Source organism: Streptomyces sp. NPDC044571, assembly GCF_040647115.1.
GTDB lineage: Bacteria > Actinomycetota > Actinomycetes > Streptomycetales > Streptomycetaceae > Streptomyces.
Map to the genome: position 1 here is coordinate 71,570 of NZ_JBEZBN010000012.1, position 21,615 is coordinate 93,184.

Sequence of the window (21,615 nt, forward strand, 5' to 3'; positions counted from 1 at the left end):
CCGGACAACCCCCGCGCGACGGGTAGGCTGAGCTCCACTCGTTCCTGAGCACGTTCAAAAATGAAAATGGGGGGGCCGGTGCGCAATCGCCGTCTCGTACTTTCCGCCGTCGCCGTGGTCACCGCGACCGGCATCGGCATGGGCCTGGTCGCGGGCACGGCCCAGGCGGCCGGCCCGGCCGTACCGGGGGCCAAGGGGGTGTCCGCTCCCGCGACGGACCTGTCCGCGCTCGGTGGGTCCGACGCCAAGACCTTCCACAGCCCGAAGGAGCACTCGGTCCGCAAGGCGCTGCCGGCGGCCAACGGCAAGGCGGCTGCCACCGCCCAGGGTGTGGACGCGGCCGCCGGCAACCCGGACCTGGGTCTCGTCCTCGACGCGCAGAGCATCTCCGCGCACGGCGTAGAGCTGCGGTCCCAGGTCCTCAGCTCCCCGGGCGCCACGCTCCGCGTCACCTACGACTGGGGCGACGGGACGACCGACGCCACCAACGCCTCCCCCGGCCTGGAGGTGTCGTTCAAGCACAGCTACGCCGAGCTCGGCGAGTACAACGTCAAGGTCACCGTGACGGACGCCGCGAACCAGGCCGAGGTCGTCAACTCGCTCCCGCTGTCGACGGTCGGCTCGGAGTTCACCCCGTACGCGCCGACCCGTCTCCTGGACACCCGGGACGGCATCGGAGCCCCGCGGGGATATGTCGCCCCGTACACCTCGGTCAAGCTCCAGGTCGGCGGAAACGGCAAGATCCCCGCCGGGGTCACCGCCGTGGCCCTCAACGTCACCGCCACCAACACCGCAACCCCCGGGCACGTCACGGCGTTCCCCGGCGGCGGCACGCGTCCGACCACCTCGAACCTGAACTTCGAGGCCGGCCAGACCGTCCCGAACATGGTCGTCGTCCCGGTCGGCAAGGACGGCACCGTCGAGCTGTACAACGGCAGCTGGAAGTCGGTGGACCTGATCGCCGACGCCACGGGCTACTTCACCCGCACCGCGGCCAGCGGCTACACGCCGATGACCCCGGTCCGCGCCGTGGACACCCGCTCCGGTCTGGGCGCGCCCCCGCGCCAGGTCGCGGGCCGCAGCTCGATCGGCGTCCAGCTCGGCGGCTCGTACGTCCCCGAGCGCGCCACCGCCGTGGCGCTGAACGTGACCGTCACCAACCCGCGCGAGGACGGCCACCTGACGGCCTACCCGAGCGGCCAGCAGGCCCCGAACACCTCGAACGTGAACTTCCGGGCAGGCCAGACCGTCGCCAACTCGGTGATCGTCCCGATCGGCCCCGACGGGAAGGTCAACATCTTCAACGGCGCCTGGGCCGGGGCCGACGTCATCGTCGACGTCGTCGGCTACTACAGCCCGGACAGCGCGGGCTCCTTCATGTCGGTCACCCCGCACCGGATGCTCGACACCCGCTCCTGGGGCTACGGGCCGATGTACGCCCGCGGCTACATCTGGATGCCCATCTCCCACGGCGAGCAGGGCATCGCGGGCTACGTCCTGAACACCACGGTGACCAACACCAAGGACAGCGGGTTCCTCTCGGTCGCCCCGGACTCGAACACGCCGGACCAGTACGAGAGCGGCACCGAGGTCCAGCTGACCCGGCCCACCTCGTCCACCCTGAACTGGACGGCGGGCAAGACGGTCCCCAACCTGGTCCAGGCGAGCTCCGGCGGCGTCAACGGGGTCGTCGACTTCTGGAACCAGAGCTTCAACACCACGGACCTCATCGTCGACATCTTCGGGTACTACGAGACGAAGTGATCCACCGGCGAGTGCTCCGTGCAGCGCGAGTGCTCCCCGAAGCGCCCCGGGAACGGCCCCGCCAGGCCGTCCCCGGGGCGCTTCGCGCTACTCCTCGGCGATCGCCGGGGCGCCCGCCGAGGGGCCCGGGGCCAGCAGGTCGGTCTCCTCGAAGACCAGGAGGGTGCGGGTCGAGAGGACCTCCGGGATGGACTGGAGGCGGGTGAGGACCAGCTCCCGCAGGGTGCGGTTGTCCGGGGTGTGGACCAGCAGGAGGACGTCGAAATCGCCGCTGACCAGGGCGATGTGTGCCGCGCCCGGAAGCTCGCTCAGCTTCTCGCGGACCGTGCGCCAGGAATTCTGGACGATCTTCAGCGTGATGTAGGCGGAGGCGCCCTGGCCTGCCCGTTCGTGGTTGATGCGGGCCGTGAAGCCGCGGATCACCCCGTCGTCCATGAGCCGGTTGATCCGGGCGTACGCGTTGGCGCGCGAGACGTGGACCTGCTCCGCCACCGAGCGTATGGACGCCCGGCCGTCCGCCTGGAGCAGTCGCATGATGGAACGGTCGATGGGGTCCAGGGGACGGGGCGGCACCTGTGGGACCGCGCCGGCGCCCCCCGGGCCCGCCGGTGCGCTACCGGCGGTAGCTCCCGCCGCGGCCATTTGTTCATCCGACATGGGCCACTGCCTCACTCTCCTGGACGTCCTGCATCCATCCCAGGGCCCCGGAGCCACTTTGTCCACAGCCTGGAGCCGCCTGTAGCCAAATTGCGCAGACAACCGAACAATCGGTTGGTGAGGGGCCTCACATCCGGGGTACCCCCTGCCCGCTTCCCACGAGGAGGTGCACGCCGCCATGACGGTCCAAGAGCTGCCCGGTGCCGGTGCGTCCCACCGCTCCACCCCGCCGCCCGCCTGGAGGCCCCGTACGGACGCCGCGCCGCTGCTCCCGGACCCCGAGCCCTACCGGGTGCTGGGCACGCCGGCCGCCGACCGGCTCGACCCCGAGCTGATGCGCCGCTGCTACGCCGAGCTGGTGCGCGGCCGCCGCTACAACGCCCAGGCCACCGCCCTCACCCGGCAGGGCCGGCTCGCGGTGTACCCCTCCACCGTCGGCCAGGAGGCCTGCGAGATCGCGGCCGCGCTGGTCCTGGAGGAGCAGGACTGGCTCTTCCCGAGCTACCGCGACACCCTCGCGGCCGTGGCCCGCGGGCTCGACCCCGTCCAGGCGCTGACCCTGCTGCGCGGCGACTGGCACACCGGGTACGACCCGCACGAGCACCGCATCGCCCCGCTGTGCACCCCGCTCGCCACCCAGCTGCCGCACGCGGTGGGCCTGGCCCACGCGGCCCGGCTGCGCGGCGACGACGTGGTCGCCCTCGCCCTGGTGGGCGACGGCGGGACGAGCGAGGGCGACTTCCACGAGGCGCTGAACTTCGCGGCCGTCTGGCAGGCCCCGGTGGTCTTCCTCGTCCAGAACAACGGATTCGCGATCTCGGTCCCGCTGGCCAAGCAGACCGCCGCCCCCACCCTCGCCCACAAGGCCGTCGGGTACGGGATGCCCGGCCGCCTCGTCGACGGCAACGACATCGCCGCCGTGCACGAGGTGCTGTCCGAGGCGGTCCGGCGGGCCCGGGCCGGCGGCGGACCGACGCTGATCGAGGCCGTCACCTACCGCATCGAGGCCCACACCAACGCCGACGACGCAACCCGCTACCGCGGCGACGCCGAGGTCGAGGCCTGGAAGGCCCACGACCCGGTGGACCTGCTGGAGCGCGAGCTGACCGCGCGCGGGCTGCTGGACGAGGAGGGCATACGGGCGGCCAAGGACGCCGCCGAGGAGATGGCGGCGACCTTGCGGGAACGGATGAACGCGGAGCCGGTCCTCAACCCGATGGACCTGTTCGAGAACGTGTACGCACAGCAGACGGAGCGGCTGCGCGAGCAGGCCGGGATGCTGCGGGCCGAGCTTGAGGCGGAAGCGGCCGAAGCGGAGGAGCAGTCGTGACGACGGTGGCGGCGCAGTCCGCGGTGAAGGCGGCGGCGAAGCCCGCGACGATGGCGCAGGCGCTCGGCCGGGCCATGCGGGACGCGATGGCCGAGGACCCGGCGGTCCACGTGATGGGCGAGGACGTCGGGACGCTGGGCGGGGTCTTCCGCATCACGGACGGCCTGGCGAAGGAGTTCGGCGAGGACCGCTGCACGGACACGCCGCTCGCGGAGGCCGGCATCCTCGGCACCGCGGTGGGCATGGCCATGTACGGGCTGCGGCCCGTCGTGGAGATGCAGTTCGACGCGTTCGCGTACCCGGCGTTCGAGCAGCTGATCTCGCACGTGGCTCGGATGCGCAACCGCACGCGGGGCGCGATGCCGCTGCCGATCACCATCCGCGTGCCGTACGGCGGCGGGATCGGCGGGGTGGAGCACCACAGCGACTCCTCCGAGGCGTACTACGTGGCGACGCCCGGCCTGCACGTGGTGACCCCGGCGACGGTCGAGGACGCCTACGGGCTGCTGCGCGCGTCGATCGCCAGCGACGACCCGGTCGTCTTCCTGGAGCCGAAGCGGCTGTACTGGTCGAAGGCGGACTGGAACCCCGAGGCGCCGGCCGCCGTGCCGGGCATCGGGAAGGCGGTGGTCCGGCGGACCGGGACGAGCGCGACCCTGATCACGTACGGCCCCTCGCTGCCGGTGTGCCTGGAGGCGGCGGAGGCGGCGCGCGAGGAGGGCTGGGACCTGGAGGTCGTGGACCTGCGCTCGCTGGTGCCCTTCGACGAGGAGACCGTCGTGGCGTCCGTACGGCGTACGGGGCGCGCGGTGGTGGTGCACGAGGCGAACGGCTTCGGCGGACCGGGCGCGGAGATCGCCGCTCGGGTGACGGAGCGGTGCTTCCACCACCTGGAGGCGCCGGTGCTGCGGGTGACGGGCTTCGACATCCCCTATCCGCCGCCGATGCTGGAGAAGCACCATCTGCCCGGCGTCGACCGGATCCTGGACACCGTGGCCCGCCTGCAGTGGGAGAACTGATGCCGCAGGTAATGGAGTTCAAGCTCCCCGACCTCGGGGAGGGCCTGACCGAGGCCGAGATCGTCCGCTGGCTGGTCGCGGTGGGCGATGTCGTCGCCGTCGACCAGCCCGTCGTCGAGGTCGAGACGGCCAAGGCGATGGTGGAGGTCCCGTGCCCCTACGGCGGTGTGGTCACCGCCCGCTTCGGGGAGGAGGGCACGGAACTCCCCGTCGGAGCACCGCTGATCACGGTGGCGGTGGGGGCCGGGGCCGGGTCGGGGTCGCCCGCCCCGGAGGAGACCGAGCGCTCGGGGTCGGGCAACGTGCTGGTCGGCTACGGGACCGACCACTCGCGCACGGCGCGTCGGAGGCGGGTGCGACCGGGCTCCGCCGCGCCGGTTCCTGCTGGAGCAACTGCTGCGGCCGCGGCGCCGGTCGCCACCGCGGCCACGACCACGGCTGCGGTCACGGTCACGGCCGCTGCCGTGCCCGTCGCCGCCGGGCCGGTGCCGGTGATCTCGCCGCTGGTGCGCAAGCTGGCGCGGGACCACGGGATCGACCTGCGCGAGCTGCGCGGCTCCGGGCCCGAGGGCCTGATCCTGCGGGCGGACGTCGAGGCGGCGCTGCGGGCGCCGCAGCAGGAGCCGCAGCCGGTCGCGGCCGCTCCGGCCGCCGCGGCGGCCGGCGGTGAGCGCATCCCGCTCAAGGGGCTGCGCGGCGCGGTGGCCGAGAAGCTCTCGCGCAGTCGGCGGGAGATCCCGGACGCCACGTGCTGGGTCGACGCGGACGCCACCGAGCTGATGGCGGCGCGGGCCGCGATGAACGCCGCGGGCGGGCCGAAGATCTCGGTGCTGGCGCTGCTCGCCCGGATCTGCACGGCGGCGCTCGCGCGCTACCCGGAGCTCAACTCGACCGTGGACCTGGCGGCGAACGAGATCGTCCGGCTGCCCGCCGTCCACCTCGGCTTCGCGGCGCAGACCGAGCGCGGGCTGGTGGTCCCGGTGGTCCGCGACGCCCACGTGCGCAGTGCCGAGTCCCTGTCGGCGGAGTTCGCCCGCCTGACCGAGGTGGCACGGGCCGGGAAGCTGGCCCCGGCGGACCTGACCGGCGGCACGTTCACCCTGAACAACTACGGGGTGTTCGGGGTCGACGGCTCGACGCCGATCATCAACCACCCGGAGGCGGCCATGCTCGGCGTGGGCCGCATCGTGGCGAAGCCGTGGGTCCACGCGGGCGAGCTGGCGGTGCGCCAGGTGGTCCAGCTGTCGCTGACCTTCGACCACCGGGTCTGCGACGGCGGTACGGCGGGCGGCTTCCTCCGCTACGTCGCGGACTGCGTGGAGTCCCCGGCGGTGCTGCTGCGTTCGCTGTGACCGTCCCCGCCGGCGCCGCAGGGCGCCGGCGGGAGCCGGGGCGGGGTCCAGTCCGCGTGGCGCAGGATCGCCCGGACGGTGGCCCCGGACGGGGCCAGTCGCAGGGCCCGGTTCCGCAGGGAGACCGCCAGCGGGTGGCTGAGCCGGTGCCCCATCCGCCCGGCCAGGCGGGCCGTCCGGGCCACGGCCTGCGCACGCGGCCGCCGAACGGCGTCGTAGCGCAGCAGCGCCGTCTCCACGTCCGGGCCGGCCGACACCTCGGCCGCCAGGACCACCGCGTCCTCCAGGGCCTGGCACGCGCCCTGCCCCAGGTTCGGCGTCATCGCGTGCGCGGCGTCGCCCAGCAGCGCCACCCGGCCGAGGGCGTACGAGGGCAGGGGGGTCACCAGCTCGTGGACGTCGTGGTGCAGCACGTCCTCGGGCCGGGTGGCCGCCAGCAGGCGGGCCGTCGGCTCGTGCCAGCCCGCGAAGCGGCGGCCGAGGAAGGCCACGGGGTCCGGGTGGCGCACTCCCGCCGGGGCCGCCAGGACCGCGTGCCATTCGGCGCGGCCGTCGGGCAACCCGATGTGCCCGAACTCCGCGCCGGGGCCCCAGGTGAGCGCGAAGTCCGTGTCCAGGGCCAGCGGTTCGGCGGTGATGGCGCGCAGCACCGTGGAACCGCTGTAGACGGGTCCGGGATGGTCCGGGAAGAGCCGGGTGCGGATCGCGCTGCGCACTCCGTCGGCCGCGACCACCAGATCGGCGTCGGCCGAGTCCGGTGAGCCCGTCACTCCGGTGCGCAGGCAGTGCGGTGGCAGCGCCTGCCGCAGCAGTCGGTGGAGCTGCGCCCGCCGGATGCCGGTCACGGGGACGCCGAGGGCGCGTTCCAGCGCGGCGCCGTCCATACGGGACAGCCACCGCCCGTCGGGGGTGCGGGTGCCGCCGGTGTACTGGGGGTGGGCGGCCCGGCGTACGGCCTCGCCCAGACCCAGCGCCTCCAGTGCCCGGATGCCGTTGGCGGCGAGCGAGATGCCGGCTCCCGCATCCTCCAGGACGGCGGACCGCTCCAGCACCGTGACCTGCCAGCCGGTGCGGTGCAGGGCGATCGCGGCCGCGAGGCCGCCGATCCCCCCGCCGATCACCAGGGCCGTCCTGCCGTCGCTGCTGCGGCTGTCCCCGGCCCCGTTCTTGCCGCTGCTCCTGCCGCTGTCCGTGCCACTGCTCCTGCCCATGGCGGGACCCCCTTGTTTCTACACCTGTAGAAGTCTCGGGGTGAAGCGTACTCCCGGTCTTCTACAGGTGTAGAAAGAGGGGGTGAGTGAAGAACGACGGACCGTCCTGGCCGATGCCGCCATCGAGGTACTGGCCGCCTCCGGCATGCGCGGGCTGACCCATCGGGCCGTGGACCGGGCCGCCGGCCTGCCCGCGGGCACCACCTCGGCCTACCTGCGGACCCGCTCCGCCCTCCTGACCGCGTTGGTACGCCGCCTCGTCGCCCGGGACCAGGCCGAACTGCAGGAGGCCGGCGAGCGCATGCCGTTCCCGCGCACGCCCGCCGAACTGACCGACGCCCTGGAGGGGCTGACGGTGGCCCGGCTCACGGGCGAGGGCCGCGTGCGCTCGCTGGCCCGCTACGCCTGCGCTCTGGAGAGCGTCCGGGACCCGGAGCTGCGGGAGATCCTCGTCCCGCGCGAGAACGCCGGACGGGAGCTGGCCCGGGCCTTCCTCGCCGCGCACGGGGTGCCCGACCCGGAGGCCCGCACCCGCAGCCTGCTGGCATGTGTGGACGGCCTGGTCCTGGACCACCTGCCGACGGGCACCCCGGTCCCCCGGGATGCCCTGGAGGGGCTCGTCGCCGCCGCACTCAGGCGCTGAGCGGCCAGACCACGAGCGGCAGGTGGGCAGGTGGTCAGGTGGTCAGCAGGATCTTGCCGACGTGCGTGCCGGCCTCCATCATGCGGTGCGCCTCGGCCGCCTCCCGCATCGGCAGGACCGCGTGCACCACCGGGCGGACCACCCCTGCCGACAGCAGGGGCCACACGTGCTCCCGCACGGCCGCGACGATGGCTGCCTTCTCCTCCAGCGGCCGCGCCCGCAGCGAGGTCGCCGTGATCGCCGCCCGCTTCGACAGCAGGGCGCCCAGGTTCAGTTCGGCCTTGACCCCGCCCTGGAGGCCGATCACCGCGAGCCGGCCGTTGACGGCCAGCACGTCCAGGTTCCGCGCCAGGTACTTCGCACCGATGATGTCCAGGATCACGTCCGCCCCGGCGCCGTCCGTCGCGGCCTTGACCTCCGCGACGAAGTCCTGCTCGCGGTAGTCGACGAGGACGTCCGCGCCGAGCTCCTTGCAGCGGGCCAGCTTCTGCGCATCGCCCGCCGTCACCGCCACCTTCGCGCCGACCGCCTTCGCCAGCTGGATGGCCATGGTGCCGATGCCGCTGGAGCCGCCGTGCACGAGCAGCGTCTCGCCGGGGCGCAGGTGGGCCACCATGAAGACGTTGGACCACACCGTGCAAGCCACCTCCGGCAGCGAAGCAGCCGTCGCCAGGTCGATCCCGGCGGGAACGGGCAGCAGCTGGCCCGCCGGAACGGCCACCCGCTCCGCGTACCCGCCGCCGGCGAGCAGGGCGCACACCTCGTCGCCGACGGCCCAGCCCGATACGCCCGGTCCGACCGCGGTGATCCGCCCGGAACACTCCAGGCCGGGATGGGGCGAGGCGCCCGGCGGCGGATCGTAGAACCCCTGCCGCTGGAGGAGGTCGGCCCGGTTGACGGCGCCGGCCACGACGTCGACGAGCACCTCCCCCTCGCCGGCCACCGGATCGGGTACCTCGGCCCAGACGAGGGCCTCGGGGCCGCCGGGCTGTTCGATGGTGATCGCATGCATGGCCCGGAGGGTACGCCAACCGCGGCCTCAGGGCACCGACCGAAGGGAACGGCTACGCCGGACCCCGCTTCGGCGGCGGCAGTTCGGCCACCGGCGCGCGGACGATGGTGATGAGACGGTCCGTCAGCTGGAGCGGACTCGCGTGCGGATCGTCGTAGCCCAGCAGCCGGTGGCCGCGGAGCACGCTCACCACCAGGTCGTCGGTCTCCCGCACGCCCCGGCCCGCCTCGGACTTCTTCACGGGCCGCTCGATCAGGTCCAGCCCGCTGCCCTGCTGGATCAGGTCCTCCATCACCGTGCCCGCGCTCGGGCTCAGCACCGAGAGGCCCAGCAGCCGGCCTGCCGCGCTCGCGCTCGTGATGACCGCGTCCGCGCCCGACTGGCGCAGCAGCGGCGCGTTCTCCTCCTCGCGTACCGCAGCGACGATCTTCGCCCCGCGGTTGAGCTGCCGCGCCGTCAGCGTGACCAGGACCGCCGTGTCGTCCCGCTGGGTGGCGATGACGATCTGCCGGGCCCGCTGCACCTCGGCGCGGAGCAGCACTTCGGAGCGGGTGGCATCGCCGACCACCCCCGTGAATCCCTCCGCGCTGGCCGAGTCGATCACCTTGGCGCTGGGGTCCACGATGACGGCCTGGTCCTTGGCGAGGCCGGTGGCCAGCAGCGTCTGGAGGGCCGAGCGGCCCTTGGTGCCGAAGCCGACCACGACCGTGTGCTCGCGCAAGTTCTTCCTCCAGCGGTTCAGCCGCCACTCTTCCCGGGTCCGCTCCGTCAGGACTTCCAGGGTGGTGCCGACCAGGATGATCAGGAAGAGCACGCGCAGCGGGGTCACCAGCAGGATGTTGACCAGCCGCGCGCTGTCACCGTGCGGGACGACGTCTCCGTAGCCGGTGGTGGAGAGGGTGACGGTCGCGTAGTAGACGCAGTCGAGCAGGTCGACGGTGTCGTCGGCGTTGTCGTGGTAGCCGTCGCGGTCGAGCCAGACGATCAGGACCGTCAGGAACAGCACGAACAGCGCCATCAGCAGACGCTTGGCGACCTGCTTCGACGGTCTTTCGACGATGCGCTTGGGCAGCGTGACGCGGCGGGAGACCAGCTTCTCGTCGTCGCCCCGGGCCATCGCGTCCTGGCCGGGGAGTTTCACGTGAAACATCCGCCCGTGACCCAGGGCAGGTCGAGGATCTCCAGGTCCTGCCCGGACCGCGCGCCGTTCGGGGGTACGACGGCCAGCGCGTCGGCGGCGGCGATCCCGCGCAGCATCGCCGGGCCGTGGTAGCGCAGCGGTACGGCGTGCTCGTCGGTCAGCACGACCGGGACCAGCCGGGTGTCGTACGGGTGGCCGGGCACGTCGTCGCGGACCGGGGCCGTGTAGCGGGGACGCCGGCGGCGGCCCGCGAGGGCGCGCAGCAGCGGTTCGGCGAGGGTCAGCAGTCCGGAGACGGCGGCGAGCGGGTTGCCGGGCAGGCCCACCAGATGGCGGCCGTCGGCGCGGTCTCCGAGCCGGGCCAGCAGCATGGGATGGCCGGGGCGTACGGCGACCCCGTCGACGAGCAGCTGGGCACCGGCCTGGAGCAGGACGGGGTGGACATGGTCGACGGGGCCGGAGGCGGTGCCGCCGGTGGTGATGACCAGGTCGGCCTCGGAGCCCGTGACGGCGTCCAGCAGGGCCCGGGCTCCGGCGGGGTCGTCCCCGAGCCGCCGGGTGCCGGTGACCTCGGCGCCGAGCCGGGTCAGCCACGGGCCGAGCATGGGGCTCAGGGCGTCCCGGATCAGCCCGTCGTGGGGGCGGCCTTCGGTGAGCAGCTCGTCTCCGAGCACCAGGATCTCGACCCGGGGCCGGGGCCGGGTGGGGAGCTCGTCGTACCCGGCGGCCGCGGCGAGGCCGAGGACGGCCGGGGTGACGAGGGAGCCGGGCGGCAGCAGGAGGTCCCCGGAGCGGCACTCCTGGCCGCGCGGCCGGATGTCCTGGCCGGTGAGGACGGGCCGCTCGGCGTAGAGGTGGGCGCCGGACTCGCGGGAGTGCTCGCTGCGGATCACGGCGGTGGTCTCGCCGGGGATCCGGGCGCCGGTGGCGATCCGTACGGCCTGGCCGTCGGCGAGCGGCTCGGGGCGCTCGGAGCCGGCCAGCACACCCTCGCCGGGACGGACGGTCCAGGGACCCGGCCCGGCCACGGCCCAGCCGTCCATGGCGGAGGTGTCGAAGGACGGCAGGTCGGTGAGGGCCTCCAGGGGTTCGGTCAGCACCTCGCCCAGCGCGGCGGCGAGGGGGACCCGGTGGCTGCGGGGCCGGACGCCGGAGCCGGCGCGGACGGCGGTCTCCCGCGCCTGCGACCAGGTGATGGGGCGACCGCCACCACCGCCGCCGCCCGCGGCCGGGCCGGAGCGGGGGTCGCGGCTGACGAGGGCCAGGGCTTCGTCCAGGGCGTGGTCGGCGGCGTCGGTGGGGGGCATCCGGGTCATCCTGGGGGGTTGTCGTCGGTGCCGGTGCCGGTGCCGGCGTCGGGCCCGGCCTCGGCCGCCCAGCGCAGGGCGAGGTCGGCGGCCTTGCGGGAGGCCTCGGCGACGGCGGTGGCGGGGTCGGCGCCGGTGGCTTCGGCGTGGGCCGCCGCGTAGCCGACCAGGAAGGTGGTCAGCGGGGCGGCGGGCCGGGCGACGCCGTGGGCGGCGTCACGGGCGAGATCGAGCAGGGTCTTGGTGTCGACGGCGAGGTCGATCCCGAGCTCGGTCTTGACGGCGGTGATCCATTGGTCCAGCACGGTTCCATGCTCTCTGATCCTGGCGCGGGCGGATGCGAGATCCTCCCAGGTGTCGCAGTCGAAGGAGGCGAGTGGCGCAGTGTCCGTCACCTTGGCCAGGTCGAGCTCGGCGGTGAGGGCGCGCAGGGGGAGGCCGTACAGGCTGCCGTGCTCGGTGGCGAGGAGGGCGATCTCGCGGCGCAGGGACTCGGCGCGGTAGGCGGCGACGAGGGGCTGGTCGCGGCCGGTGGGATCGCGCAGCAGGGCTCCGTCGGCCCCGTCGGCGATGGGGGCGGCGAGGAGGGCGCGGACCGTGTTGCGGTCGAGGAACGGGAGGTCGGCGGAGAGGACCAGGACCCGGTCGGCGGTGGTGCCGCACAGGCCGGCGGCCAGGGCGGCGAGGGGGCCGGAGCCGGGCGGGTCCTCCACGGTCCAGCGGACCGGGCGGGCCGTGGGACGGCGCCGGCCGACGACGACGGTGGTCGTGGCGTCGGAGCAGGCGTCGAGGACGCGGTCGAGGAGGGTGCGGCCGCCGACGCGGAGGCCGGGCTTGTCCGCCCCGCCCAGGCGCTGCGCGGCGCCGCCTGCGAGGACGATCGCGTCGTAGCTCATACCCCCGAGTATGCGATGTCGCCTCCGGGCGGCCGGACTTGCCCGGCTGTCGCCGGGCGGCCCCGCCCGGCTGTGCGGGCAGAGGGTGCCCCGCCGCTCGGCGGCGGGGCGGGGGCGGTCAGAGGTACGGGCCGGAGCGGATGGCGCCGTGGGACTCCTCGTCGTCCGTCGGGGCGCCCGGCGGGAGGGCGCGGCGCATCTGTTCCAGCTGGGCCCGCGCCGCCATCTGCTGTGCGAACAGGGCGGTCTGGATGCCGTGGAAGAGGCCCTCCAGCCAGCCCACCAACTGGGCCTGCGCGATGCGCAGTTCCGCCTCGGACGGAATGGCCTCCTCGGTGAACGGGAGGGAGAGGCGTTCCAGTTCCTCCACGAGCTCGGGAGCCAGGCCGTCCTCCAGCTCCTTCACCGACGCGGCATGGATGTCCTTGAGACGGACCCGGCTGGCCTCGTCCAGAGGTGCGGCGCGCACCTCTTCAAGAAGTTGCTTGATCATGCTGCCGATCCGCATGACCTTGGCGGGCTGTTCGACCATCTCCGTCACCGGGACCTCGCGCGACTCGTCATCGGCGCCGCCGACCGCCATCCCGTCCTGTCCCACGATCAGGACGTGCGGGGGACTGTCCTGCGACCGTTCACTCCTCGGCATCTCCATGCCGGTCATTGTCTCGCACACCTTCGTACTCACACGGTGTGCCCCCGTACAGGCGTGATCCAACCTGTACGGGGGCGGGAACAGCGAGTGACCGTCAGGCCGCCGCGCGGCGGGCCAGGGCGCCGCCCGACCGGGTGACCAGGGCGGCCAACAGGGCCGCTCCCAGCGGGACCAGGATCAGCAGCGCCCCGAAGGTCTCCCACGGCAGGGCGATCGGCACGTACAGCACGTCGCCGGGGGCGCCGGCCGCCTCCATGAGGTGGGCCCGCTCGCGGCGCTGGACGAGCCGCAGTCCCACCGCCGGCAGGATCCCGGCCAGGGTGCCCAGGACGACGCCCATCAAGGCCACCACCCCGCACTGGAAGCCGCTGAGCGTGCGCCGCACCCGGGGTGCGGCGCCGACCGCCGCCAGGGTCTTCAGGTCGGCCTCGGCGTCGGCCTGGGCGAGTCCGGTGGCGATGCCGGCCGCGCCGATGGTGACCAGGCCGGCGAAGACGGTGAGGGCCACCGTGCCGATGTCGTCCTGGCCCTGGTAGCCGGCCTCGATGGTGACGGGGGCCTCCACGCCGATCTGGTCGATCCGCCCGTCGAGCCGCTGCCGCTGCTCGCTGGTGGCCTTGCCGTCCAGCGTGAAGTACGAGCCGAACGGCAGGGTGGACAGCCCCGCGCTCCTCGCCGCGGCGGGCGGCAGGACGAGCGCGATGCCGTAGCCCTCGGCGGTGTCGGCGGTCTGGTGGACGGGGAAGACCTTGTCCTCGCCGGGCGGGTCCACGCCGGGCTCCCGGCCGACGGCGTCCTTGTTGGAGATCAGCCGCAGGGTGACCTTGTCGTCCTTCACGTTGCGCTTGTCGAAGGAGACGGCCTTGCCGGCCTTCAGGGCGGACACCGCACCCGGATCGGTGACCGCGAGCACCGTCAGCAGCTTTTCGTCGGCGACGACGGTGTCGTAGCGCGAGGAGTGCCGGTTCATCCGGCAGCGCCAGTCCTTGCGCAGCTCCCGGGCCTGCTCCTCGGTGAAGGAGCCGGGCCCGTTCTTCGCCTCGTAAAGCGGGCAGCGCTGCTCCTTGGGCTGGATGATCTCGGCCCGGCCGCAGCCGTCCTCGGTGGAGAACGTCTCACAGCCGGCCTTGCCGACCGAGATGTAGTCCACGTCCGCCCGGACCGCGAGCGGGAGTTCCCGGTTCAGCGCCTCGCGCACCGCGGGCACGTCCTTGTGGCGTCCGCTCTCCTGCACCGCCACCCTCCCGGCCCCGTAGGGGAGTTCGGCCACGTAGTCATGGCGGGCCTGGAGGTCCGAGCTGTGTGCGTACGTGGCCACCGCGACGGTTCCGGCGACGGCGGCCAGTACGGCGGCCACGGCAGGCGCCGTACGGCCCCGGTTGCGCACGGCGTCGCGCAGCGCGAGTCGCGGCGACAGCGGCAACCAGCGCCCGAGCCGGCCGAACAGGCCGACGAGCACCGGGGTGAGGGCCACGATGCCCAGTTCGGCGAGGGCGCTGCCGCCCGCGACCACCGTGGCGCCCATCCGCGAGGCCGTGCCGTACAGGGCGATCGCGGCGCCGGCGCCGAGGGCGAGCAGTCCGATGACGGGCAGCACCCGGTTGGACCGGCGGACCCCGCGGCGGCCGGTCAGCGAGGCCAGCACGGTCTGCCGGGAGGCGGTGACGGCGGGGGCGACGGCGGCCAGCAGGCCGGTGACCACGGCGAGCAGGGCGATGCCGAGGATTTCCAGCGGGCGGAACTCGAAGCCGCCGAAGCGCTTCCCGAGGTACTCCTCCAGCACCGGCCGCAGCCCGACGGTGAGCGCGACGCCGATGACGGTGCCGCTGACGGCGGACGCCGCGCCGATGACCAGGCCGCCGGAGAGCACGATGGCCCGGATGTGGCGCCGGTCGCCGCCGTTGGCGCCGACCAGGCCGAGCTGGCGGCGCGAACGCCGGGCGCCGACCGCGAAGGCCGGTCCGGCCAGCAGGCAGATCTCCAGCATCGCGAGGCCGACGACGGTGGCCAGGACGGCGAGTTCGGTCACCGGGAGCCCGTCGTCCGGAAGGGAGTAGCCCAGCTCCTTCTGCTGCACCAGGTACGGCACGTCGGAGTCGGCCGGCGGATGCAGCTGCACGGCGCGGGAGACGACCACCACGCTCTTCGTGTTGGCTTCCTTGACCATGTTCCACGTGAAACCATCGCCGCCGACCTTGACGAGGTAGGTGTCCTCGGCGACCACGCCGGGCACCCCGGCGTCCCGCAGGGCCTTGTCCAGCGGTCCGAGGAGCGTGCCGGGCGGGGCAAGGACCTCGGTCTTCGCCAGCTCGGAGGGCAGCTCGTAGGCCCCCACGATCCGGTACCAGGTGTTCGAGCCGCGGGCGAGGAATTCGGAGCCCACGAAGAAGCCGGATTTCTCCAGGAAGGCGGTGGTGGCGAGGACCTCGCCCGCTTCCAGGGGCAGTCGGCCGCGCTTCAGCGTGATCATGCCCTCGACCAGGGGGCTCGCCGCGTCGATCTCGCGCAGCTCGGAGTCGAGCAGGCCGTACTTGGTGCGGATCTTGGCGTGGGCGGTGCTGTCCTTCAGGTACTCGGCGCCGGCCGGGAGCGTCGCGGTCAGGGCCCGCGGATCCGTCTCCTTGGAGGGGTCGTACGCGTCGTAGCCGCCGACGGGCATGAAGTTGCTGCCCTCCCGGTTCTGGTAACCGGGCATCCCCAGGCCCGAGTCGCGCAGCCGGGCGTCGGCGGCGCCGATCTCCCTGGTGACGGCCTGTTGGGGGGAGAGCTCCGCGCTGCGCAGGGTGAGGTCGGCGGCGCTCACCCCGACGATCGGCAGGGCGATCATCGCGAGGACGAGGGCGCTGCGGCCCTTGGCGCGCCAGGCATCGCGGCGGGCTATCCGGATGGCCGCGATCCACGCGTGGTACGGGGATTTCACTGGCCGGCCGCCTGCCCGGTGAGCAGCGAGTCGGCCTGGCTGCGCAGGGTCTCGTCGACGACACTGCCGTCGCGCAGGAAGACCACGCGGTCGGCCCAGGCGGCGAAGCGCGGTTCGTGGGTGACGAGGATTCCGGCGGCGCCCGCGTCGCAGCGGGCGCGCAGCAGGCCGAGGACGGATTCGCCGGTCTCGGAGTCGAGGGCGCCGGTGGGTTCGTCGGCGAGCACCAGGCGGCGGTCGCCGACGAGGGCCCGGGCGATGGCCACGCGCTGCTGCTGGCCGCCGGACATCTCGTCGGGGAAGCGGTTGGCGAGCTCCCCGAGGCCCATCTCCTCCAGGGCGGCCAGGGCGGAGGCACGGGCCTTGCGGGCGGACACCCCGTCGAGTTCCCGGGGCAGTGCCACGTTCTCGGCGGCGGTGAGGGCCGGGATGAGGTTGTAGTCCTGGAAGACGTACCCGATGCTGCGGCGGCGCAGCGCGGCCAGCTGCCTGCGGTTCACCGCGGTGATGTCGGTGCCTTCGACGATGACGTGCCCGCTGGTGGGGGTGTCGAGGCCGCCGGCCAGGGTGAGCAGCGTGGACTTTCCGGAGCCCGAGGGCCCCATGACGGCGACGAGTTCGCCGGCGTGGACGGAGAGGTTGATGCCGCGCAGGGCGTGCACCTCGGTGGCGCCGCTGCCGTGGGTGCGGACGAGCCGGTCGAGCCGGAGGACGGGCTCGCCGTGGACGGGTGCGGACTGCGGGTCGGGCATGGGGTCCCCCCTGGGACGGTGGTGTCGTCAGCTCCGGCGCGTGCGGGCGGGGCGGAGCTGTGGTGCTGTTCCGGTGTCCGTGCCGGCGCCGCTAAGGGTTCCGGTTCCGGTGGTGTCGGTGGCCTGGGGCGGTTCGGGCTCGGCTCGCCGGTCGGCCTGCAGGGCGAGCCGTACGAGCCGGGCCTCGGAGTGGTCGAGCCAGCGCGCCTCGGCCTCGGTCTGGAAGATCAGCTGTTCGAGGACCAGCAGCCAGGCCACGTCGTCGCGTTCGCGGGACTGCCCGCTCTCGATCGCGGCGAGCGCCTGCGCCTTGAGCCGGGTGTAGTCCTGCATCGCCCGGATGGTGGCGTGCCGCTGAGCCTGGATGACGGCGCGGATGTCCACGCCCGGCGCGCCCACCGCCATGGCGAGCTTGATGGACAGCTCGTCCCGGGGCGGGTTGGTGCGGTCGACGGGGCGCTCGTACCACTGGTGCAGTTCGGCGCGTCCGCCGGCGGTGATGGCGTAGAGGGTGTGCCCGGCGGCGTCTTCGCCGTCGGGCGCGACGAGGCCGTCGCGTTCGAGCCGGGCGAGGGTGGTGTACACCTGCCCGACGTTGAGCGGCCAGGTGGAGCCGGTGCGGGATTCGAACTCGGTACGCAGTTGGGAGCCGTACCGAGGACCCCGTTCCAGCAGGGCGAGAAGGCCGTGACGGATCGACATACTCAGTATGTATACCGAGTATGTCGATCAGTGCAACCATCCTGAGGCGTACGCCGTAAGGGGGACGGGGCGCCCGCCGGGCCGGTCGGCACGGGCTGCGGCTGCGGTCAGGCGCCTCTGCGCAGGCGCACCCCGAGGTAGCCCAAGCCGACCCCCATCAGGGCGAATCCGGTGCCGAGCGGCAGGAGGTGGGCGGCCAGGTCGGCCGCCCGCTCGTTGGGTCCGGTGCCCAGGGCGGTGACCGTCTGCGGGGGGCTCGGGGCGATCCGCGGCAGTGGGGTCTGCGCGCGCGGGCGCTGGTGCGGCTGCGGTCGGGCCGGCACCGGCCGGGAGACGATCACGGACTCGGGGTTCGCGGGCTCGGCTTCGGGCCGCCCCGGATGCCTGCGGCCGACTCCGGCGACGCTTCCGGCCAGCTCCCCGTAGGCCTCGTGGGCGACGTCGGCCACGGGGTCGGGGCGCGTGGGGACGGCGGTGGCGGCCAGGGGGGCCGCGGCCTCGGGGCGCGCGGGAGGCGTGGTCCGGGCGGGCGGTGCGGCCAACGAGGAGGAGGTCGGCACCAGCGCGGCGGCGGCCAGGGCGGCCCCGGCCAGCCAGCGCTGTGCCCGCAGGCGTTGCGACACGGGGGGCCCCTCCCGTCCCTGGGGGTCCCCCCGGGACGGAATCAGAGGGAGACCGAGATGTTTCGCTCAGGTTCACATGGTGGGGCAAAAGCGGCATCCCGGGCGGCCCATCAGGGCTGCCCGGGATGCCGGTGTGTCGTGGTGCGGGGGCGCGCGTTACTCCGGATTGCCGGTCGACACGGTCAGCGTGTACTCCGTGCCTTCCTTGTCGATCTTGTCTCCGGGGCGCGGGTTCTGGTCGAGGACGGTGTCCTTGCCGTACACGGCCTCGTCCTTCTCGACGATCTTGTACTTGCCGCCGGAGGCCTGGATGCACTCCTTCACCGACAGCAGGTTCTTGTAGCGCAGGTCCGGCGCCGTGTACTTCGTGGCGTCGCTGTAGTGCTTGGACGGGTCCTTGCACTTGGCCGAGTCGATCGTGCGCGAGATGTCCGGGCCCTTGAAGCCGCTCTTGGCCGAGGCGGAGCTCGACGTGGAGGGACCCGCGGTACGGCCCTTGTCGTCGTCGCCGTTCATCGCCACGGCCGCGATCAGCCCGCCCACCGCCAGCACGGCCACCGCGACCGCGCCCACGACGACCGGCGTGTTCCGCTTGCCGCCCCCCGCAGCCGCAGGAGCCGCGTTCGCCGCCGGGGAGATGGTGAACGGCGGCGGGGTCTGCGGCGCGTACTGCTGCTGCACCTGCTGCGGGTAGGCGTAGCCGCCCTGACCATGCGTCTGCGGCGGCGGCGTGGGCGCGTACGGGGACGGCGTCGGGGTCGGCGCGTACGGCTGCTGCACCGACTGGTGGGGCGAGGGCTGGAATCCCGAGTCCAGCGGCGGGAACACGGCCGAGCCCACGCCCGCGCCGCTGCCGCCCGTGTGTGCGCCCGGCACGATGGCCGGGGCGCCGGCCTGACCGGCCGACAGCACCCGCGTGACCTCGTCGTGCATGGCCGCCGCGGTGGGGAAGCGCTCGTTCGGGTTCTTCTTCAGGGCCCGGGCCACGAGCGCGTCCATCGCCGGGGTGAGCGAGCGGTTGATGGAGGACGGCGCGACCGGCTCCTCCTGGACGTGCGCGTACGCGATCGCCAGCGGCGAGTCGGCGTCGAAGGGGATCCGCCCGGTCAACAGTTGGAAGAGCATGATGCCGACCGAGTACAGGTCGGAGCGGGCGTCGACGCCGCGACCGAGCGCCTGTTCGGGCGAGAGGTACTGCGGGGTGCCGACCACCATGCCGGTCTGGGTCATGGAGGTGACCCCGGACTGCATCGCCCGGGCGATGCCGAAGTCCATCACCTTGACCACGCCGCGCTTGGTCACCATCACGTTGCCGGGCTTGATGTCGCGGTGGACGAGCCCCATCTCGTGGCTGGTCTCCAGCGCCGCGAGCACGTCGGCCGTGACCCTCAGCGCCTTGTCGGCCGGCATCGCCCCGTACTGGCGGATGTCGGCCTCCAGGACGGAGCCGAGCGGCTGCCCCTCCACGTACTCCATCACGATGTACGGCATCACCGCGGCGTCTCCCGCCCCGGACGCGAAGGTGACCTGGCCCTCACCCGTGTCGAATACCGAGACGATGTTCGTGTGCGACAGTTTCGCAACAGCCTGCGCCTCACGACGGAACCGCTCACGGAAGGACTGTTCCCGCCCGAGTTCGCTGTGCAGGGTCTTGATGGCGACCTGGCGGTCGAGCGCCGAGTCGTACGCCAAGTAGACCGACGCCATACCGCCGGCGCCGAGCAAGTCCCTTAGCTGGTAACGGCCACCGGCCAGAGAGCCGCCCGCGTACTGGCCCTGAGTGCCGTCCTGGCTCATGACTGTTGCTTCCCCTCGGGATGTGTCCCTACGCGTCTGGCTGAGCGCATGTCGCGCCCAGTCTGCCGGAGGGCAAGCACACGTCAAGCCGGGTGCCCGCTTCGTGACCACACGGCCACCGCATGCCAATGTCCGAACGGCGACCTGTTCCGAGGCTGTAGCGTGCATCGGAGCACACGAAAAGGACCTACCGCTGAGCGGCGGCCGAGAGAGACGACGGCGAGGACTGATGGCACCCGAACCCGAGGGAAACGGCGCCGGGACGGCCGAGGGTCCTGAGCATTGGGGAGCCGGCGGCCTGGTGGGCGACGGCCGCTACCGGCTCACCCACCGGCTGGGCCGCGGCGGCATGGCCGAGGTGTTCGCCGCCGAGGACGTCCGCCTGGGCCGGACCGTCGCGGTGAAGCTGCTGCGCGCCGACCTCGCCGAGGACCCGGTCTCCAAGGCCCGCTTCACGCGTGAGGCCCAGTCGGTCGCCGGGCTCAACCACCACGCCGTCGTCGCCGTGTACGACTCGGGCGAGGACAAGGTCGGCCCCAGCACGGTCCCGTACATCGTCATGGAGCTGGTCGAGGGCCGCACCATCCGCGACCTGCTGGTCAGCGCCGAGGCCCCGGGCCCCGAGCAGGCGCTGATCATCGTCTCGGGCGTGCTCGAAGCGCTCGCGTACTCCCACCAGCACGGCATCGTGCACCGTGACATCAAGCCCGCCAACGTCATCATCACCGACACCGGCGCGGTGAAGGTGATGGACTTCGGCATCGCGCGCGCCCTGCACGGCGCGCAGTCGACGATGACCCAGACCGGCATGGTCATGGGCACCCCGCAGTACCTCTCGCCCGAGCAGGCGCTCGGCAAGGCCGTCGACCACCGCTCCGACCTGTACGCGACCGGCTGCCTGCTGTACGAACTGCTGGCGCTGCGGCCCCCCTTCACGGGAGAGACCCCGCTGTCGGTGGTCTACCAGCACGTGCAGGACGCGCCGGTCCCGCCCTCGCAGCTGCCGGAGGGCCACCACATCCCGCAGGAGCTCGACGGACTCGTCATGCGCTCCCTGGCCAAGGACCCGGACGACCGGTTCCAGAGCGCCGAGGAGATGCGCGGGCTGGTCCAGTACGCGCTCCAGATGCTGCACGACCAGGGGGCCAACAGCGGCACCTGGAACACCGGCCCGGTCACCATGGCCCTGCCGCACGGCCGCGGCGGCGCACCCACCACGGCCATGCCGGCGGGCCCGGGCGGCGGCCGACAGCAGTACGCGGCGCACGCGTCGACCTCGCAGTTCCAGCAGCCGATGGTGCCGCCGCTGAACCCGGACGACGGCTCGGCCTTCCCCGGCGGCGGCCAGTACGACACCCGCGGCCTCGCCCAAGGCGGGGGCCAGGGCGGCTATGACGGCTACGACGGGTACGAGGACCGCGGCGGCAGCCGCTGGAAGCTGTGGCTGTTCGCCGTCCTCGCGGTCTTGGCCGTCGCGGCCGGCGTGGCGTACGCCGTCAACTCGGTGGGCCACAAGGGGAATAACGACAACAACCCGCCGGCCGTCCAGAGTTCCTCCAGCGTGCAGGGCAGCGCCCCGGAGAGTCCGCAGAACACGCCGTCGCACGAGAAGTCGAGCTCCCCGCGCTCCTCCGAGGACTACTCGCCGTCGCCGTCCTACAGCCGGTACTCGCCGAGCCCGAGCCCCTCGCCCTCGCTGTCGAACAGCCCCTCGCCGTCGGCGTCGAAGTCGAGCCCGGCGCCGACCAAGTCGGCGCCGTCGCCCACCAAGAGCCACTCGGCCCCGGTGGACCCGCCCAACCAGGGCCAGGGGGACACGGAATGACCCCCGGGCGCG

Annotated in this window: 18 protein-coding genes; 6 read left to right on the top strand and 12 right to left on the bottom strand. The window is 73.4% G+C overall.

Annotated elements, in window-relative coordinates; translation table 11 throughout:
* Window positions 1-78 precede the first annotated feature (78 nt).
* Window positions 79-1,764, top strand: a complete 1,686-nt coding sequence (locus tag AB0B01_RS09125; protein WP_361714638.1) for a PKD domain-containing protein — start codon at window positions 79-81, stop codon at window positions 1,762-1,764.
* Window positions 1,765-1,851: 87 nt separating this feature from the next.
* Here the strand turns inward: AB0B01_RS09125 and AB0B01_RS09130 are convergent, their stop codons facing one another.
* Window positions 1,852-2,406: an Lrp/AsnC family transcriptional regulator gene (locus AB0B01_RS09130; RefSeq protein WP_361714787.1), complete on the bottom strand. Its 555-nt coding sequence runs from the start codon at window positions 2,404-2,406 to the stop codon at window positions 1,852-1,854.
* 193 nt (window positions 2,407-2,599) lie between these two features.
* Between AB0B01_RS09130 and pdhA the strand changes: the two genes are divergently transcribed.
* The 3 genes from pdhA to AB0B01_RS09145 are packed head-to-tail and all read left to right on the top strand — an operon-like array spanning window position 2,600 to window position 6,122.
* Window positions 2,600-3,751: a pyruvate dehydrogenase (acetyl-transferring) E1 component subunit alpha gene (pdhA, locus tag AB0B01_RS09135; RefSeq protein ID WP_361714641.1), complete on the top strand. Its 1,152-nt coding sequence runs from the start codon at window positions 2,600-2,602 to the stop codon at window positions 3,749-3,751.
* A gap of 50 nt (window positions 3,752-3,801) precedes the next feature.
* A complete protein-coding gene (locus AB0B01_RS09140) occupies window positions 3,802-4,770 on the top strand; it encodes an alpha-ketoacid dehydrogenase subunit beta (RefSeq protein ID WP_361714790.1) in 969 nt (322 codons plus the stop codon).
* On the top strand, window positions 4,770-6,122 hold the full coding sequence (locus tag AB0B01_RS09145) for a dihydrolipoamide acetyltransferase family protein (RefSeq protein WP_361714644.1): 1,353 nt from the start codon (window positions 4,770-4,772) through the stop codon (window positions 6,120-6,122). Before AB0B01_RS09140 ends, AB0B01_RS09145 begins: the two co-directional genes overlap by 1 nt.
* Here AB0B01_RS09145 and AB0B01_RS09150 read toward each other — a convergent pair.
* Window positions 6,071-7,333: an FAD-dependent monooxygenase gene (locus tag AB0B01_RS09150; protein WP_361714647.1), complete on the bottom strand. Its 1,263-nt coding sequence runs from the start codon at window positions 7,331-7,333 to the stop codon at window positions 6,071-6,073. The genes AB0B01_RS09145 and AB0B01_RS09150 overlap by 52 nt on opposite strands.
* Window positions 7,334-7,415: 82 nt before the next feature.
* On the opposite strand from AB0B01_RS09150, the gene AB0B01_RS09155 reads away from it, so the two are divergent.
* The gene (locus tag AB0B01_RS09155; RefSeq protein ID WP_361714650.1) at window positions 7,416-7,976 is read left to right on the top strand and encodes a TetR family transcriptional regulator C-terminal domain-containing protein; all 561 of its coding nucleotides are present in this window, start codon (window positions 7,416-7,418) and stop codon (window positions 7,974-7,976) included.
* Between the two features lie 34 nt (window positions 7,977-8,010).
* Here the strand turns inward: AB0B01_RS09155 and AB0B01_RS09160 are convergent, their stop codons facing one another.
* The 10 genes from AB0B01_RS09160 to AB0B01_RS09205 form a co-directional block, all read right to left on the bottom strand.
* The gene (locus tag AB0B01_RS09160) at window positions 8,011-8,988 is read right to left on the bottom strand and encodes an NAD(P)H-quinone oxidoreductase (RefSeq protein WP_361714653.1); all 978 of its coding nucleotides are present in this window, start codon (window positions 8,986-8,988) and stop codon (window positions 8,011-8,013) included.
* A gap of 52 nt (window positions 8,989-9,040) precedes the next feature.
* Window positions 9,041-10,138: a potassium channel family protein gene (locus AB0B01_RS09165; RefSeq protein WP_361714656.1), complete on the bottom strand. Its 1,098-nt coding sequence runs from the start codon at window positions 10,136-10,138 to the stop codon at window positions 9,041-9,043.
* Window positions 10,126-11,436, bottom strand: coding sequence for a molybdopterin molybdotransferase MoeA (locus AB0B01_RS09170; RefSeq protein WP_361714659.1), 1,311 nt, complete (start codon window positions 11,434-11,436; stop codon window positions 10,126-10,128). Before AB0B01_RS09170 ends, AB0B01_RS09165 begins: the two co-directional genes overlap by 13 nt.
* Before the next feature lie 5 nt (window positions 11,437-11,441).
* Entirely contained in the window at window positions 11,442-12,332 is an 891-nt protein-coding gene (locus AB0B01_RS09175; RefSeq protein ID WP_361714662.1) for an NTP transferase domain-containing protein, read from the bottom strand.
* Between the two features lie 118 nt (window positions 12,333-12,450).
* Window positions 12,451-12,984 carry a bacterial proteasome activator family protein gene (locus AB0B01_RS09180; RefSeq protein ID WP_361714665.1) on the bottom strand — a complete coding sequence of 178 codons (534 nt, stop codon included), beginning with the start codon at window positions 12,982-12,984 and terminating at the stop codon, window positions 12,451-12,453.
* A 94-nt stretch (window positions 12,985-13,078) separates the two neighbouring features.
* A complete protein-coding gene (locus AB0B01_RS09185) occupies window positions 13,079-15,904 on the bottom strand; it encodes an ABC transporter permease (RefSeq protein ID WP_361714668.1) in 2,826 nt (941 codons plus the stop codon).
* On the bottom strand, window positions 15,901-16,656 hold the full coding sequence (locus tag AB0B01_RS09190) for an ABC transporter ATP-binding protein (protein WP_361714671.1): 756 nt from the start codon (window positions 16,654-16,656) through the stop codon (window positions 15,901-15,903). Before AB0B01_RS09190 ends, AB0B01_RS09185 begins: the two co-directional genes overlap by 4 nt.
* A 27-nt stretch (window positions 16,657-16,683) precedes the next feature.
* Entirely contained in the window at window positions 16,684-17,358 is a 675-nt protein-coding gene (locus AB0B01_RS09195) for a PadR family transcriptional regulator (protein ID WP_361714674.1), read from the bottom strand.
* Between the two features lie 107 nt (window positions 17,359-17,465).
* Window positions 17,466-17,981 carry a hypothetical protein gene (locus AB0B01_RS09200; RefSeq protein WP_361714677.1) on the bottom strand — a complete coding sequence of 172 codons (516 nt, stop codon included), beginning with the start codon at window positions 17,979-17,981 and terminating at the stop codon, window positions 17,466-17,468.
* A gap of 156 nt (window positions 17,982-18,137) precedes the next feature.
* Window positions 18,138-19,778 carry a protein kinase gene (locus AB0B01_RS09205; RefSeq protein ID WP_361714680.1) on the bottom strand — a complete coding sequence of 547 codons (1,641 nt, stop codon included), beginning with the start codon at window positions 19,776-19,778 and terminating at the stop codon, window positions 18,138-18,140.
* A gap of 229 nt (window positions 19,779-20,007) precedes the next feature.
* Between AB0B01_RS09205 and AB0B01_RS09210 the strand changes: the two genes are divergently transcribed.
* Complete coding sequence (locus tag AB0B01_RS09210) at window positions 20,008-21,603, top strand: protein kinase (protein ID WP_361714683.1); 1,596 nt, start codon at window positions 20,008-20,010, stop codon at window positions 21,601-21,603.
* Window positions 21,604-21,615 lie beyond the last annotated feature (12 nt).

Coding starts and splice junctions, on each gene's coding strand:
- AB0B01_RS09170 (WP_361714659.1), bottom strand. CDS start 11,436: ATGCCCCCCACCGACGCCGCCGACCACGCCCTGGACGAAGCCCTGGCC.
- pdhA (WP_361714641.1), top strand. CDS start 2,600: ATGACGGTCCAAGAGCTGCCCGGTGCCGGTGCGTCCCACCGCTCCACC.
- AB0B01_RS09175 (WP_361714662.1), bottom strand. CDS start 12,332: ATGAGCTACGACGCGATCGTCCTCGCAGGCGGCGCCGCGCAGCGCCTG.
- AB0B01_RS09165 (WP_361714656.1), bottom strand. CDS start 10,138: ATGTTTCACGTGAAACTCCCCGGCCAGGACGCGATGGCCCGGGGCGAC.
- AB0B01_RS09210 (WP_361714683.1), top strand. CDS start 20,008: ATGGCACCCGAACCCGAGGGAAACGGCGCCGGGACGGCCGAGGGTCCT.
- AB0B01_RS09205 (WP_361714680.1), bottom strand. CDS start 19,778: ATGAGCCAGGACGGCACTCAGGGCCAGTACGCGGGCGGCTCTCTGGCC.
- AB0B01_RS09190 (WP_361714671.1), bottom strand. CDS start 16,656: ATGCCCGACCCGCAGTCCGCACCCGTCCACGGCGAGCCCGTCCTCCGG.
- AB0B01_RS09150 (WP_361714647.1), bottom strand. CDS start 7,333: ATGGGCAGGAGCAGTGGCACGGACAGCGGCAGGAGCAGCGGCAAGAAC.
- AB0B01_RS09140 (WP_361714790.1), top strand. CDS start 3,802: ATGGCGCAGGCGCTCGGCCGGGCCATGCGGGACGCGATGGCCGAGGAC.
- AB0B01_RS09180 (WP_361714665.1), bottom strand. CDS start 12,984: ATGGAGATGCCGAGGAGTGAACGGTCGCAGGACAGTCCCCCGCACGTC.
- AB0B01_RS09160 (WP_361714653.1), bottom strand. CDS start 8,988: ATGCATGCGATCACCATCGAACAGCCCGGCGGCCCCGAGGCCCTCGTC.
- AB0B01_RS09130 (WP_361714787.1), bottom strand. CDS start 2,406: ATGGCCGCGGCGGGAGCTACCGCCGGTAGCGCACCGGCGGGCCCGGGG.
- AB0B01_RS09145 (WP_361714644.1), top strand. CDS start 4,770: ATGCCGCAGGTAATGGAGTTCAAGCTCCCCGACCTCGGGGAGGGCCTG.
- AB0B01_RS09195 (WP_361714674.1), bottom strand. CDS start 17,358: ATGTCGATCCGTCACGGCCTTCTCGCCCTGCTGGAACGGGGTCCTCGG.